Raw genomic sequence first — 15,208 nt, forward strand, 5'->3', positions numbered from 1 at the left:
TATTAAAATTGTTTAGAGTAGTTTATTTACTTCAGCCACCATAGCTTTAGTAAAACCTTCTTGTTGCTTGCGTAAAATTCCTGTTATCTCAATTGGAGCATGAGCCGGATCTCCTGAGTTTACAGGTGGATTAGGTTGGTACTGAATAAAAAGCTGAGTCAATTCTGCTATTTCTTTACCTTTTATTCTCAAAACCAGTTCTAATGCCAGATCAAGAGAAGATGAAATTCCTCCTCCTGTGAATATCTTCTGTTCTTCATCTAGCAAAAAACGAGGATAACCTTTAGGAATCGTCAAATTAAATTTAGAAGCCAGTAATTGTAATGTAGGTATCTGTGACCAATAGGTAGTAGCTAAACAATTATTTAAAATTCCGGAAGCCGCCAAAATAAAAGCCCCGGTACATACTGATCCTTTCCATAACGCCGTTTCAGAAGCCTTACGAATAAAATCCAGATATTCATCATTTTCCATAGAAGCCCCTACTCCATCAGAATTTCCTCCGGGAATAAAAAGAATATCGATTGCGGGACAATCTTCAAAAGTATAGTTAGGTATTACAGAAACTCCTTCTGTCGTTACAATAGCTGCGTCATTATTCGCAATCCAAATCGGTTTAAATCCAAATGGAGCAGCAAATACCTGAGTTGCCCCGGCAAAATCCATTAAAGTACAATTATGATACAATAGGATGCCTACAATCATTGTTTCTGTTCCCTCCATATCTATAGCTTTAAATTTATAAGTATTTTACTACTATAAAGTAATGAGGTAATACGTAAATTAAACAGCGTATTTATACTTGTTTTTTAAAAGAGTAAATTGTACCTGTTTCTATTTAAATCTTATAAAAAGATATATTATAGACATCTTTTACAACAATAATGAATTTAATTTTCTCCATTTATTTACCAAAAACTACTTATTTCAAAAAAATAGCATCCTATTTTTAAGCAAAAAGGACAAAACACATTGTCAAATGAGATAAATTTACGTTTTTAACAAAAATTACATGTTTTGTTCTGCTTTAAGAAACATTTCATAAATTTGTCATATCATCTTTTAAAGAAATAAATGAAAAACTTATTTATCATTATCGTTGTCATTATTGTGATTCCTCAATTGCAGCGGATTGGTATTTAGTTTTCTAAACATAAAAACAACAAACCTTCCGCTAAACCGGAAGGTTTTTTTTTGAAACAAACTAATATGTAATATATGTATTTTGATGACAAAACCATTTTGTATTTTGATGGCCAATTCACAAAAGCTGTAGAAGCCACCACTAACTTATACACACAAACCATGCATTACGGTTATGGAGTGTTTGAAGGTATAAGAGCTTATGAAACTGCAAACGGAACTAAAATTTTCAAAGCAGAACAACATTTTGAACGCTTAAAAAATTCTTGCGAACAAATTCACATTCCTTATAAATACGACAATGAAGAACTCATTCAAAAAACATACGAAGTTCTAAAACTCAATAATCTCACAGACGCTTACATACGTCCTCTTGTTTTCTGTAGCCCTAACATGGGAATCGGTCGCCCACATGAAGTTTCTATTATGATTTGCGCTTGGCAATGGAGTGCATATTTAGGCGAAAAATTATTAAATCTGAGCATTTCATCCTATTGCCGACCTCATCCCCGCTCTACTAAAGTAGAAGCTAAAGTTTGCGGACACTACGTCAACTCTATTTTAGCATCAGTAGAAGCCAAAGACAAAGGTTTTGACGAAGCTTTACTTTTAGATTCTGAAGGCTATTTGGCAGAAGGTCCCGGTTCTAATCTTTTCTTCGAAAAAGACGGTAAATTATTCACACCACAAAGAGGCAACATTCTTCCGGGAATTACTCGTGCTACTGTTATTGAACTTTGCAAAGAATTAGAAATTCCTGTCGAAGAAGGTTTGTATAAACCTGAAGATCTTCAAAATGCTGACAGTGCATTTTTATGCGGAACAGCTGCCGAAGTCATCGGAGTTTCTTCTCTAGATGGTAAAGATTTTCCGGTAAAATGGGAAAACTCTCTAGGCAAAAAATTACAATTAATATATAAGAATTTGGTATTGGAAAAACCATTACTTCAAACACAATCCTAATGATTTTAAATAAACACAGTAGAATAGTAACTCAAGATCCCACGCAACCAGCCACACAAGCCATGCTGTATGGTATTGGTCTAACCGAAGAACAATTGAACTTACCTTTTGTTGGCATTGCATCTATGGGATATGATGGAAACACCTGTAACATGCACTTAAATCATTTGGCTACTTACATCAAACAAGAAGTAAATGAAGCTGAAATGGTTGGACTAATTTTTAACACCATAGGAATCAGCGACGGAATTACCAACGGAACCGACGGTATGCGCTATTCGCTAATCAGCAGAGAAATTATTGCCGATAGTATCGAAAGTGTTGTTGACGGACATTATTACGATGGTGTTATTGCTATTCCGGGTTGCGACAAAAACATGCCGGGAAGCATCATTGCCATGGGACGTTTAAACCGACCTTCAATTATGGTGTATGGCGGAACTATCGCTCCGGGAAAATACCACGGAAAAGATTTAAACATCGTTTCTGCTTTTGAAGCTTTAGGCGAAAAAATTGCAGGTAAAATTACAGAAGAAGAATACAAAGGCATCATTAAAAATGCTTGTCCGGGTGCTGGTGCTTGCGGCGGAATGTACACGGCCAATACTATGGCTATTGCTATCGAAGCTTTAGGAATGAGTCTTCCCTACTCGAGCAGCAATCCAGCGGTAAGTCACGAAAAAATAGAAGAATGTAAACAAGCAGCTCATTACATGAAAATCCTTTTGGAAAAAGATATTTGTCCGAAAGACATCATGACTTTTGAAGCCTTTGAAAATGCGATTACAACTTTAATTGCCTTGGGCGGAAGTACAAATGCGGTACTGCATGTTATTGCTATGGCAAAAAGTGTGGACATCAAAATAACCTTAGAAGATTTCCAACGCATTAGCGATAAAACGCCATTGATTGCCGATTTTAAACCGGGTGGAAATTACTTAATGCAAAACCTTCATGAAAAAGGTGGCGTTCCCATGGTTTTAAAATATTTATTATCCAAAGGAATGTTACACGGCAATTGTCTAACGGTTACCGGAAAAACATTAGCTGAGAATTTAGCAGCAATCGAAGACATTGATTTTGAAGCACAAAACATCATTCGTCCATTAGAAAACCCGATTAAAATAAACGGACATTTACAAATGCTTTATGGTAATCTGGCAGAAAAAGGTTCGGTGGCCAAAATAACCGGAAAAGAAGGCGAATTCTTCGAAGGTCCTGCAAAAGTTTTCAATGGCGAAAAAGAACTGATAAAAGGCATAGCCGATAAAAAAATAGAAAAAGGAGATGTTGTAGTCATCCGATATGTAGGACCAAAAGGCGGTCCGGGAATGCCGGAAATGTTGAAACCTACTTCAGCTATCATTGGTGCCGGATTAGGAAAAAGCGTGGCCCTTATTACGGACGGAAGATTTAGCGGCGGAACTCACGGATTTGTCGTCGGGCACATAACACCCGAAGCGTTTGAAGGCGGAACTTTAGCTTTCGTTCAAAATGGAGACTTAATAGAAATTGATGCCGTCAACAACTCCTTAACGCTTCAAGTGAGCGAATCTGAATTAGCAAAACGAAAAGAGAATTGGGTAAAACCGTCTTTAAGTGTTAACCGAGGCGTACTGTACAAATACGCAAAATTGGTTAAAGACGCATCAGAAGGCTGTGTTACTGACGAATAAAAATCTAAAGTTATGGAAACAATCAAACAACATACCAATACAACAGAAAACCAAAAAGCCCATCAGGCTTCGGGAAGCATTGCAGTAATTGACGCGCTGCTTTCTGAAAACGTAGATACCATTTTTGGTTATCCTGGTGGCGCCATTATGCCGATATATGATGCTTTATACGATCATAGAGATAAACTTCATCACATTTTAGTTCGTCACGAACAAGGTGCTATTCACGCAGCGCAAGGTTATGCCAGAGTAAGCGGAAAAACCGGAGTCGTTTTTGCGACCAGCGGTCCGGGTGCAACAAATTTGGTTACAGGTTTAGCAGATGCTATGATCGATTCGACACCTGTAGTGTGTATTACGGGACAAGTTTTCGCTCACCTTTTAGGTACCGATGCTTTTCAGGAAACCGATATTGTAAACATTACATCACCAGTGACCAAATGGAATTATCAGGTTACGGATGCTAATGAAATTCCAGAAGTTTTAGCCAAAGCTTTCTACATCGCCAAATCAGGAAGACCAGGCCCGGTTTTAATTGATATTACCAAAAATGCACAACTTCAATTATTTGATTACAACGGTTATAAATCGTGTATTCACGTTAGAAGTTACAGACCAAAACCTGTTGTTAAACCGGAATATATTCAAGCAACTGCCGATGTAATTAATCAGTCAAAAAAACCACTTGTTGTTTTCGGTCAAGGTGTAATTTTAGGCAACGCCGAAAAAGAATTTCTTCAATTTATTGAAAAAGCCAATTTACCAACGGCATGGACCATTATGGGAATGAGTGCTATTCCAACCGATCATCCGCTTGGTGTAGGCATGGTGGGCATGCACGGAAATTACGGTCCGAATTATTTAACTAACGAATGTGATGTTCTAATTGCTATTGGAATGCGATTTGACGACCGAGTGACCGGAAGATTGGACAAATATGCCAAACAAGCTAAAATTGTTCACTTAGATATTGATCCGGCTGAGGTGGACAAAAACGTACTTACAACCGTTCCGGTTTGGGGCGATTGCAAAGAAACGCTTCCGCTTCTAACCGCTCTTTTAGAACCAAAAGAACACAAAGCTTGGATGCAAGAATTTCAAGATAAAATGCAGTATGAAGAAGAAGTCTTGATTAAGAAAGAGCGCTTCCCGGAAAGTGAAGAACTAACTATGGGCGAAGTTTTATTTGAACTTAACGAATTAACTCATGGCGATGCTGTTATGGTTAGTGATGTAGGTCAACATCAAATGGTGGTTTGCCGTTATTCTAAACAAAATCAAACCAGAAGTAATATTACCAGTGGTGGTTTAGGAACTATGGGATTTGCTTTACCGGCAGCCATTGGAGCGAAATATGGAGCTCCCGAAAGAACTGTTGTAGCAATCATGGGTGATGGAAGTGCGCAAATGAATATACAAGAATTGGGAACTATTATGCAATTCCAACCCAATGTAAAAATCATCATTCTGAACAATCAATTCTTAGGAATGGTTCGCCAATGGCAGGAATTATTTCACGAAAGAAGATATTCATTTACGGATATTACCAGTCCCGATTTTGTTCAGGTAGCCAAAGGATATCACATCAAAGGTCAAAAAGTAGCCGAACGTTCCGAACTTAAAAAAGCTTTAGCAGAAATGCTGGCTTCAAACGAATCGTATTTACTTGAAATTATGGTAGCCAAAGAAGACAATGTGTTCCCAATGGTGCCACAAGGAAAAGGAGTTTCAGAAATTGTATTAAGTAAAGACCAAATTTAAGAACTCATGAAACAGGAATATACTATAACCGCTTATACAGAAAACCAAGTTGGGATTTTGAATAAAATTGCCATCATGTTTTCCCGAAGAAAAATCAGTTTGGAAAGTCTGAACACTTCTCCCAGCGAAGTTGAAAACATCTACCGTTTTACGATCGTAGTTAAAGAATCGGAATCCGTAGTGAAAAACTTGGTAAAACAAATCGGTAAAATCGTTGATGTTCTTAAAGTATATGTCAATACCAATGATGAAATCATTTGGCAACAAATTGCACTATACAAAGTTCCTACCGAAATTATTATGAAAGAGGCAAAAGTGGAACGTTTATTAAGAGCTTACGGAGCCAACGCAGTAGTGATTCGAAATGATTATACGGTTTTTGAATCCACAGGTCAAGATGAAGAAATCAACAAATTATTATCCGAATTACACAAATACGGCTTAATCGAGTTCGTTAGAAGTTCAAGGATTGCCATTATGAAAGCCAGCGAAGGTATTCATAAAAGCATTTTGGAACTCGAAAAAAATGATCCTACAAAAGATCCGATCAACAATGAGTTCTTAAGCTTAAAGAGCAAAATATTTCAAATGTAATTAACAAACCAATAAAATAAATAAATTATGGCACAAATCAATTTTGGAGGCGTAGTAGAAAATGTAGTAACCAGAGAAGAATTTCCGTTAGCAAAAGCATTAGAAACCTTAAAAAACGAAACCATTGCAATTATCGGTTATGGGGTTCAAGGTCCGGGACAAGCTTTAAACTTAAAAGATAACGGTTTTAAAGTAATTGTAGGACAAAGAAAAGGCGGAAAAACTTGGGACAAAGCAGTAGCTGACGGCTGGGTTCCGGGTGAAACATTATTTGAAATTGAAGAAGCTTTAGAGAAAGGAACTATCATCCAATATTTATTATCGGATGCCGGACAAATTGAACTTTGGCCAACAGTTAAAAAATATTTAACTCCAAGCAAAACTTTATATTTCTCTCACGGTTTTGGTATCACTTATAAAGAAAAAACAGGAATCATCCCTCCTGCTGACGTTGATGTTATCTTAGTAGCACCAAAAGGTTCAGGAACTTCATTGAGACGATTATTTTTAGAAGGAAAAGGATTGAATTCTTCTTTTGCAATCGAACAAGACGCAACCGGAAAAGCGCGCGAAAAAGTAATTGCTTTAGGAATTGGAGTTGGTTCGGGTTATTTGTTTGAAACTGATTTTTATAAAGAAGTAACTTCCGATTTAACAGGAGAACGTGGCACATTAATGGGGGCTATCCAAGGAATTTTTGCGGCTCAATACGAAGTATTACGCGAAAATGGTCATACGCCATCTGAAGCTTTCAATGAAACGGTGGAAGAATTAACGCAAAGTTTAATGCCTTTAGTTGCTGAAAACGGTATGGATTGGATGTATGCCAATTGTTCGACTACAGCGCAAAGAGGTGCATTAGATTGGTGGAAACCATTCAAAGAAGCTACTAAACCGGTTTTTGAAAAATTATACAGCGAAGTAAAAGCCGGAAATGAAGCGCAAAAATCTATTGATTCGAACAGTAAACCGGATTACCGTGAAAAATTAGAAGCCGAATTAAAAGAATTAAGAGAAAGTGAAATGTGGCAAGCCGGTGCAACAGTTCGTCAATTGAGACCCAAAAAATAACAACATGAACTTATACAATGAAATTCTAAAAGCCAAAGAACAACTTAAAGATGTTGTACCATCGACACCTTTAAGTGAGAACATGAATTTATCAGAAGAATTTCAGACTAAAATTTTATTAAAAAGAGAAGATTTACAAATTGTGCGCTCCTATAAAATCAGAGGAGCGTACAATAAAATCAAATCGCTTACTGAAGCGGAAAAACAAAATGGAATTGTATGTGCTAGTGCCGGAAATCATGCTCAAGGTGTTGCCTATTCGTGTAACTTATTGAAAATTGAAGGTCGCATTTACATGCCTAAAACCACTCCGAAACAGAAGATCAAACAAGTACAGTTATTTGGGAAATCATTTGTAGAAATCATTTTAACAGGCGACACTTTTGACGATGCGTATGCAAGTGCTAAACAAGACGCCGAAGAAAATTGCAAAACATTCATCCATCCATTTGATGATGAAAAAGTTATTGCGGGACAAGGAACTGTTGCCTTAGAAGTTTTGGAACAATATAAAGAACCTATTGATTATGTTTTTATCCCGATTGGCGGTGGCGGATTACTTTCGGGTGTGGCAACGTATTTAAAAACAGTTAGTCCGAATACTAAAATTATCGGCGTGGAACCTCTTGGTGCTCCTTCCATGAAAACTGCCATAGAAAAAGGTGAAAATGTAGCTTTGGAAAGCATCGATAAGTTTGTAGATGGTGCTGCAGTGAAACAAGTGGGAAGCTTGACTTACGCAATTAGTAAAAATTTAGTTGACGATATAATTTTGGTTCCCGAAGGAAAAGTGTGTTCTACCATTTTACGTTTGTACAACGAAGAAGCAATGGTTGTAGAACCCGCAGGTGCATTATCTATCGCTGCATTGGATTTTTACAAAGAACAAATTAAAGACAAAACTGTCGTTTGTATTGTCAGCGGAAGTAATAATGACATTTTAAGAACCGAAGAGATCAAAGAACGTTCGCTTTTATACGAAGGTTTGAAACATTATTTTATGATTCAGTTTCCACAGCGTCCGGGCGCTTTAAAAGAATTTGTCAACGAAGTTTTAGGCGAAGAAGATGATATTACTTATTTTCAGTTTGCTCAAAAAAACAACCGCGAAACCGGACCTGTAATCGTAGGATTGGAAATTAAAAAGCAAGAAGATGTGGTTCCGTTAAAAGAACGAATGCTTCAAAAAGGTTATCAATATCGTTATTTGAATGAAAAAGAAGATTTGTTTACTCAATTGATACGTTAACCGGAAGAGGCTTTTTAGCCTCTTTCTTTTATTCGGTATTTTTAATAAGCTTAACTAAATTTTTAAATTTTATCCTCAGGTTAGTCGTACATTTGCATTTTAATTTCGAAATTTCAATGAAACTATCCAAAGAAAAAATAATCAAAACTGTAAAGATTTTAGGTGTCGTTTTTGCAATTTTATTGGCTTTTGCTTTAACTGTTCCTTTTATTTTTACAGAGACTATTACTCAAAAAGTAAAAGCAACGGCAAACAAGCATTTGGATGGTGAACTGAATTTTAAAGATACTAACTTATCTTTTTTTAAACACTTTCCGTCTTTAACACTAACGCTAAACGAGCTAAATTTAAATGGCTCTAAACCTTATCAAAAAGAATCTTTAATCAATGCTAAAGAAGTCGCTTTAGGAATAAATGTCTTTAGTTTAATTTTTAGCAACAAAACAAAAATCGATGAGATTTATCTGAATAATGCTAAAATAAATATTCAAGTCAATCGATTGGGAGAGGCTAATTACAACGTGTATAAATCCAATGAAGCAGATACTACTTCATCTTCTGAAACACAAATAAAACTGGAACGCATTATAATAAAAAATAGTGAACTTGTTTATTTTGACCGATCTGCAAAAATTGAAATCAATTTGAAAGGACTGAATTATAGAGGAACCGGTGACTTGCAAAATTCTAATTTCGATTTAAAAACCAGAGCCCAAATAGATCAGCTTTCCTTAACCTATGATAAAAATGAATATCTAAAAGACAAAAAAGTTAAAGCCAATTTAATTACCAAAATCAACACCAATTCATTATCGTTCATTTTTGAAAAAAATGATTTAGTTGTTAACAAATTACCTATAGAATTCAGCGGATTTTTCGACTTCATTTCTAACGGTTACAAAATGGATTTTAAGGTTAAAACTACTAATAGTAATTTGGAAGACCTATTCTCTGCTTTGCCACCGGAATTCGGGGATTGGATTAAAGATACCAAAACCAAAGGAAAAACAGATGCAACTTTTAATTTAACCGGCGATTATATCGTTTCTGAAAACAAACAACCGGAAGTAGATTTTACTATTAAAGTTCGCGACGGTTATGTAAAACACAAAAAAGCTCCGTTCCCTATTGAAAATCTGTATTTGAATTTGGAGACCAAATTACCAAATCTGGATCTCGCACAATTACAAATCAAATTAGATTCTTTATATTTCGACGTCAATAAAAACAACTTGAGTGCTATTTTAAAATCAAGTGGTTTCGGCGATGTAATGCAAATAGATTCCAAAATCAAATCGAACTTAGATTTAGGATTCGTTTCTTCTGCTTTGCAAATTCCGAACTTTGAATTAGGCGGAAAATTAAACGCCGATGTGGTTGCTAATGGAAATTATGACACCAAAAAACGTTTGTTTCCAAAAGCCAAAGGAACTTTTAATTGGGAAAACGGAAGTATTAAAACAGCCTATTATCCAAACGCTATTCAAAACATTCAGTTACATGCTAAATTAGATAACCCAAGTGGTTACTTTAAAGATGCTTCATTAAATATAGCTAAAACCCATTTTACTTTTGAAAAAGAACCTTTCCAACTTAGTGCTAGTTTTCAAAATTTTGATGATGTAGTTTATAACATTGCTGCAAACGGGACGTTGAATGTTGGTAAAATATATCGGGTTTTTAAAGTCGATGGAATTGATGTAAACGGGAAAGTAACTGCTGATGTTCATTTGAAAGGAAAACAAAGCGATGCTACCAACGGAAATTACGCAAATCTGGAAAACAGCGGAACGCTTTCAGTCCAAAAGATTGCAACTAAAACCTCATTTTTCCCTTTGCCTTTTGTTATTGAAAACGGAACTTTCACTTTTCATCAAGACCACTTAAACTTTGACAATTTTATTGGAAAATATGGCACCTCAGATATTAACATGAATGGGTATTTCCAAAACGCCATCAATTTTTTCTTAGCTGATAAAGAAGTTCTAAAAGGTAATTTTAATTTGAACTCTTCTTTATTAAACACCAATGAATTCTTTTTCACCAAAGAAATTCAATCCCAGAAAGAAGAACAAAAAACTGTAGAAAGTAGCATCAATCAAGTAATGGAAGTTCCGACAAACCTAGATTTAGGATTTGATTTAGCAGCCCAAAAATTGATTTATGAAGATATTAATGTGGAAAATATCTCCGGAAAAGTTACTATTCAAAACGGAAGAATAACATTAACTAACGGGAAACTTAACATCCTTGATGCCAGTGCACTGATAAACGGTTCGTATGAAAATATCGGCACGCAAAAAGTCAATTTTGATTTCAAAATGAAAGCTGCCGAATTTGATATTAAACGAGCGTACAATGAGATCAAAATGTTCCGAGAATTAGCTTCCAGTGCCGAAAACGCTGAAGGAATTATAGGAATGGATTACGAAATCAAAGGAGTTTTAAACAATAAAATGGAACCTATTATGGCTTCATTAGAAGGTGGCGGAACGATTTCGGTTAAAAAAGTAAAAATGAACAACTTTAAACTGATGAATGTTGTTTCCGAAAAAACAGATTACAATAGTTTGAAAAATCCCGATTTATCAGAAATCACTATAAAATCAACTATTAAAAACAACATCATCAATATCGAGCGCTTTAAAGCAAAAGTGGCGCTTTTCCGTTTGCGTTTTGAAGGACAATCTAGTTTTGATGGCAATTTAAACTTAAAAATGCGTATAGGTTTGCCACCATTGGGAATTATTGGAATCCCAATTAAAGTAACCGGAACTCAAGACGATCCCAAAATTCAATTGGGTAAAAAATCTAAAGATTTAGAAGAAACCATTTATGATGGAACTACCGAAGGCGATACTTCAAGTACTGCTTCTTCATCAAAAGAAAATACTGTAACCCCTTCTGATTCTACTATTGTTGCAAAACCAGTTATAAAAGATACGGTTTCCTCAAAAAATATTAAGGTAGACAGCACTAATTTACCAAAAACACAAATTGACAGCGTTAAAACTGAAAATACGACAACCCAGCCAGAGAAAACAGAATAAAAGTCACAAATAATTCGTAGCTTTACGGAAACAAACACGACCATAAAACTATGAACACTACTTTTGAAAGTAACCCTTTGATAGACAAACTTCCTGCTCATTTGAAGCAGTTTATCAAACCACAAAATTATGAAGAATACACGCCTATAAATCAAGCAGTATGGCGCTATGTGATGCGTAAAAATGTAGACTACTTATCTAAAGTAGCGCACGAATCGTATGTAGAAGGGTTGAAAAAAACAGGTATTGCCATTGACAGTATTCCTAGTATGTATGGCATGAACCGCATTTTAAAAGAAATTGGCTGGGCAGCTGTTGCTGTAGATGGCTTCATTCCTCCTAATGCTTTTATGGAATTTCAGGCTTACAATGTTTTGGTTATTGCATCTGACATTCGTCAATTAGAACATATTGAATATACACCTGCACCCGATATCATTCACGAAGGTGCCGGTCACGCTCCTATTATTGCCAATCCGGAATATGCAGAATATTTGCGTCGTTTCGGAGAAATTGGTTGCAAAGCCATTTCATCAGCACGTGATTACGAAATCTATGAAGCAATTCGTTTACTTTCTATTTTAAAAGAAGCCGAAGATACTCCGGAAGAAGAAGTTAAAGCTGCAGAAGATCGTGTCGACTATTTACAAAATAATATGGGCGAATTATCGGAAATGGCGCGTATTAGAAATTTACACTGGTGGACAGTTGAATATGGTTTAATCGGAACGGTTGAAGATCCGAAAATTTATGGTGCCGGTTTGCTATCTTCTATTGGAGAAAGCGCTTGGTGCATGACCGATGCTGTTCAAAAAATCCCATATACTATTGCTGCTGCCGACCAAAGTTTTGACATTACCAAACCGCAACCGCAATTGTTTGTTACACCTGATTTTGCTCATTTAAGCATGGTTCTGGAAGAGTTTGCCAATAAAATGGCTTTACGTACCGGCGGACTTTCGGGTATTAAAAAATTGATTGCATCAAAAGCATTGGGAACTATTGAATTGAGTACCGGCTTACAAATTTCCGGTGTTTTTACCAACGTTTTAGAATACGAAGGAAAAACGGTTTACGTTCAAACTACTGGAAAAACGGCTTTAGCGTATCGTGAAAAAGAATTAGTTGGACACGGAACTGAATATCATGCAGAAGGTTTTGGTTCCCCCATTGGTAAACTGAAAGGAATTAACCTAGCCATTGAAGACATGAGTCCGCGCGATTTAAGTGCGTATGCTATTTATGAAGGCGAGCAAGTGACTTTAGAATTTGAAGGAAATATTAAAGTAACCGGAGAAATCATCACCGGAACGCGAAATATCCAAGGTAAAATTTTATTAATTAAGTTCAAAAATTGTACGGTAACCCAAGGTGACACCGTATTATTCCAACCTGAATGGGGAATTTATGACATGGCAGTTGGAAAAGAAGTAATTTCTGCTTTTTCCGGTCCTGCTGATGTTGCTAGTTTCGATATGGTAAATCACGTTCCATCGACTCAAACCATCAAACAGAAAAAATCACCGGAACGCGAAGAATTAGAAAGTTTATATAAAAATATCCGTTTAATCAGAGACGGAAAAACTGCAGAAGTTACTTTAAAAGAAGTCTTCGGAGCCGTTTCCGGAAATCATCCGAACGATTGGTTATTGTCTGTTGAAATCTTAGAATTAGCATATCAAGAGCAAAATGAAGACCTGATTTCGAAAGTAAAAAATCACTTAGAAAATGTAAAACAGCATCGTCCGGAAGTTGCTCATTTAATTGACAACGGAATTAATTTGATTGTAGAAAACGAACATGCATCGTAACTTTTGTTACAGATTTTGAACGCTATTCGCATTACCTTTGACAAAAAAAGAAGATTATGGGAATTTTAGATGTTTTAGGCTTTGGAAATAAAGCTAATGAAGTTCAAGAATATGTACAAAAAGGCGCTATTATTCTTGATGTGAGAACTCCTGAAGAATTTGCAGAAGGACACATAAAAGGTTCAAAAAATATTGCGCTTCAAGTATTGAACGGAAAAGTTTCGGAAATAAAAAAATGGAACAAACCGGTAATCGCTTGTTGCAGAAGCGGGATGAGAAGCGCTCAAGCTACCGCAATTTTGAAACAAAACGGAATTGATTGTATCAATGGTGGCGGTTGGAATTCCTTAGAAGGCAAACTTTAAAATAAATTTTCAGTAAAAATACATCAAAGATTAATAACAGGGAAAACGATTGTAAATAAAGGCTTTACAATCGTTTTTTGATTTTTTGGTAATGATGTAAAAAGCAGAAAAAAGCGAGGTCAGGCAAAAGGAAGGTTACTAAAACGTTACTTTCAAGCATTATAAGCAACCGCTTTAAAATACTGTAATTCAGCCTTCTGCATAGTTTTTCATATTGTTCCGTAGCTCACATAGGTTTAATTTTATCATTAAGAATTGTGAGTATGGAAATGACAAAAAAATCAACGTTTAAGGTTCTTTTCTACCTTAAAAAGAATGCCCCGAAGAAGAACGGGAAAGTTACGGTTATGTGCAGAATTACTGTAAACGGTAATCAGTCTGCATTCAGTGCCAAGTTGGATATTTCCGCAACAAATTGGGATTTGAAGTACGGCAGGGTTTTAGGTAAAAGCCGAGAAGCCCAAGAAACAAACAGCAAACTTGACAAAATCCGTTCAGGTATTGAGGAATGCTATTCCAAAATTCTGAAGAACGATGGGGCTGTAAACAGTACTAAACTTAAAAATGCCTTCCTCGGTATGGAAAGCGGAGAAATTACCTTTTTCAAGTTTTATGAACAGTTCTTATCCGACTATGAGAAAAAGGTCAATAGCGGACTTCGGGTAAATGGAACACGAAGTAAGTATAAAACACTATTAAGACATCTTCGAAATTTTGTACTTACAAAATACGGTTACTCCGATGTGTCTTTTAACGACCTTACTCCTGATTTTGTACAGGAGTTTGATTACTACCTGCGTGACGATAAAAGCTTGACACACAATACGATTTGGCTGTATATGATTGGCTTTACCACGCTTTGCCGTTTGGCAATGAGCAGAAAGCATCTTGCTTTCAATCCGTTCAGCGAGTATAAGAACACCAAAAAGGACAAAGACAGAGGTTATCTGCTACGGAATGAATTAGAACAACTTGTAACTTTCAACTGCGATAAAAAGAAAGACGAATTGGTTAAAGACCTGTTTGTTTTCAGTTGCTTTACTGGTCTTTCCTATTCAGATATGAAAGGGCTTAGAAACAGCAATATTCAGGATTTCTTTGACGGTAACCAGTGGATTATCATACGTAGGAAAAAAACAGCCACATCGTCAAACGTGATGCTGTTGGATATTCCAAAAATGATTATCGAAAAATATGCAGGATTTTCAAAAGACGGAAAGGTATTTCCTGTACCATCAAATACAGTCTGTAATGATAGCCTAAAGAAAATATCACAACTGATTGACTGCCTGAAAGAAAAGAAAGTAACCTTTCATTTGGCACGCCATACGTTTGCTACCTTGTTTTTAAGTGAGGGTGTTCCGTTGGAGAGTTTAAGCAAGATGTTAGGACATAAGAATATTGCTACCACGCAGATTTACGCCAAGATACTCAATGAGAAAGTTGGAAAGGATATGCAAAAGGTATCGCACAAATTTAAAAGTATGGAGCGGTCTTTTGTTTCGCAACTATGACAATATTAATA

Annotated in this window: 11 protein-coding genes; 10 read left to right on the plus strand and 1 reads right to left on the minus strand. The window is 36.0% G+C overall.

The features are described from left to right. Positions 1-12: 12 nt before the first annotated feature. Positions 13-723, minus strand: coding sequence for a DJ-1/PfpI family protein (locus ACUSJC_RS13080; RefSeq protein WP_449270014.1), 711 nt, complete (start codon positions 721-723; stop codon positions 13-15). Positions 724-1,218: 495 nt separating this feature from the next. On the opposite strand from ACUSJC_RS13080, the gene ACUSJC_RS13085 reads away from it, so the two are divergent. The 10 genes from ACUSJC_RS13085 to ACUSJC_RS13130 all read left to right on the plus strand — a co-directional run bounded on the left by ACUSJC_RS13085 (position 1,219) and on the right by ACUSJC_RS13130 (position 15,197). Continuing rightward, the gene (locus ACUSJC_RS13085; RefSeq protein ID WP_449270015.1) at positions 1,219-2,106 is read left to right on the plus strand and encodes a branched-chain amino acid transaminase; all 888 of its coding nucleotides are present in this window, start codon (positions 1,219-1,221) and stop codon (positions 2,104-2,106) included. Beyond that, a complete protein-coding gene (gene ilvD / locus ACUSJC_RS13090) occupies positions 2,106-3,782 on the plus strand; it encodes a dihydroxy-acid dehydratase (protein WP_449270016.1) in 1,677 nt (558 codons plus the stop codon). Before ACUSJC_RS13085 ends, ilvD begins: the two co-directional genes overlap by 1 nt. A 12-nt stretch (positions 3,783-3,794) precedes the next feature. Beyond that, positions 3,795-5,543, plus strand: a complete 1,749-nt coding sequence (ilvB, locus tag ACUSJC_RS13095; RefSeq protein WP_449270017.1) for a biosynthetic-type acetolactate synthase large subunit — start codon at positions 3,795-3,797, stop codon at positions 5,541-5,543. A 6-nt stretch (positions 5,544-5,549) separates the two neighbouring features. Beyond that, positions 5,550-6,137 carry an acetolactate synthase small subunit gene (gene ilvN / locus ACUSJC_RS13100; RefSeq protein ID WP_109569610.1) on the plus strand — a complete coding sequence of 196 codons (588 nt, stop codon included), beginning with the start codon at positions 5,550-5,552 and terminating at the stop codon, positions 6,135-6,137. 27 nt (positions 6,138-6,164) lie between these two features. Further along, positions 6,165-7,208: a ketol-acid reductoisomerase gene (gene ilvC / locus ACUSJC_RS13105; protein ID WP_449270018.1), complete on the plus strand. Its 1,044-nt coding sequence runs from the start codon at positions 6,165-6,167 to the stop codon at positions 7,206-7,208. A gap of 4 nt (positions 7,209-7,212) precedes the next feature. After that, entirely contained in the window at positions 7,213-8,457 is a 1,245-nt protein-coding gene (gene ilvA / locus ACUSJC_RS13110; protein WP_449270019.1) for a threonine ammonia-lyase IlvA, read from the plus strand. 116 nt (positions 8,458-8,573) lie between these two features. Then, positions 8,574-11,507 carry a hypothetical protein gene (locus ACUSJC_RS13115; RefSeq protein WP_449270020.1) on the plus strand — a complete coding sequence of 978 codons (2,934 nt, stop codon included), beginning with the start codon at positions 8,574-8,576 and terminating at the stop codon, positions 11,505-11,507. Positions 11,508-11,557: 50 nt separating this feature from the next. Next, a complete protein-coding gene (locus ACUSJC_RS13120; RefSeq protein ID WP_449270021.1) occupies positions 11,558-13,318 on the plus strand; it encodes an aromatic amino acid hydroxylase in 1,761 nt (586 codons plus the stop codon). Between the two features lie 56 nt (positions 13,319-13,374). Beyond that, the gene (locus ACUSJC_RS13125; RefSeq protein ID WP_449270022.1) at positions 13,375-13,683 is read left to right on the plus strand and encodes a rhodanese-like domain-containing protein; all 309 of its coding nucleotides are present in this window, start codon (positions 13,375-13,377) and stop codon (positions 13,681-13,683) included. 263 nt (positions 13,684-13,946) lie between these two features. Next, positions 13,947-15,197 carry a site-specific integrase gene (locus ACUSJC_RS13130; protein WP_449270023.1) on the plus strand — a complete coding sequence of 417 codons (1,251 nt, stop codon included), beginning with the start codon at positions 13,947-13,949 and terminating at the stop codon, positions 15,195-15,197. Positions 15,198-15,208 lie beyond the last annotated feature (11 nt).

It is taken from the genome of Flavobacterium sp. U410, from assembly GCF_053570605.1.

Bases quoted from the DNA above. Each gene is read 5' to 3' on its own strand.
- ilvA (WP_449270019.1), top strand. From the start codon at position 7,213: ATGAACTTATACAATGAAATTCTAAAAGCCAAAGAACAACTTAAAGAT.
- ACUSJC_RS13120 (WP_449270021.1), top strand. From the start codon at position 11,558: ATGAACACTACTTTTGAAAGTAACCCTTTGATAGACAAACTTCCTGCT.
- ilvC (WP_449270018.1), top strand. From the start codon at position 6,165: ATGGCACAAATCAATTTTGGAGGCGTAGTAGAAAATGTAGTAACCAGA.
- ACUSJC_RS13125 (WP_449270022.1), top strand. From the start codon at position 13,375: ATGGGAATTTTAGATGTTTTAGGCTTTGGAAATAAAGCTAATGAAGTT.
- ilvB (WP_449270017.1), top strand. From the start codon at position 3,795: ATGGAAACAATCAAACAACATACCAATACAACAGAAAACCAAAAAGCC.
- ilvD (WP_449270016.1), top strand. From the start codon at position 2,106: ATGATTTTAAATAAACACAGTAGAATAGTAACTCAAGATCCCACGCAA.
- ACUSJC_RS13115 (WP_449270020.1), top strand. From the start codon at position 8,574: ATGAAACTATCCAAAGAAAAAATAATCAAAACTGTAAAGATTTTAGGT.
- ACUSJC_RS13085 (WP_449270015.1), top strand. From the start codon at position 1,219: ATGTATTTTGATGACAAAACCATTTTGTATTTTGATGGCCAATTCACA.
- ACUSJC_RS13130 (WP_449270023.1), top strand. From the start codon at position 13,947: ATGGAAATGACAAAAAAATCAACGTTTAAGGTTCTTTTCTACCTTAAA.
- ilvN (WP_109569610.1), top strand. From the start codon at position 5,550: ATGAAACAGGAATATACTATAACCGCTTATACAGAAAACCAAGTTGGG.
- ACUSJC_RS13080 (WP_449270014.1), bottom strand. From the start codon at position 723: ATGGAGGGAACAGAAACAATGATTGTAGGCATCCTATTGTATCATAAT.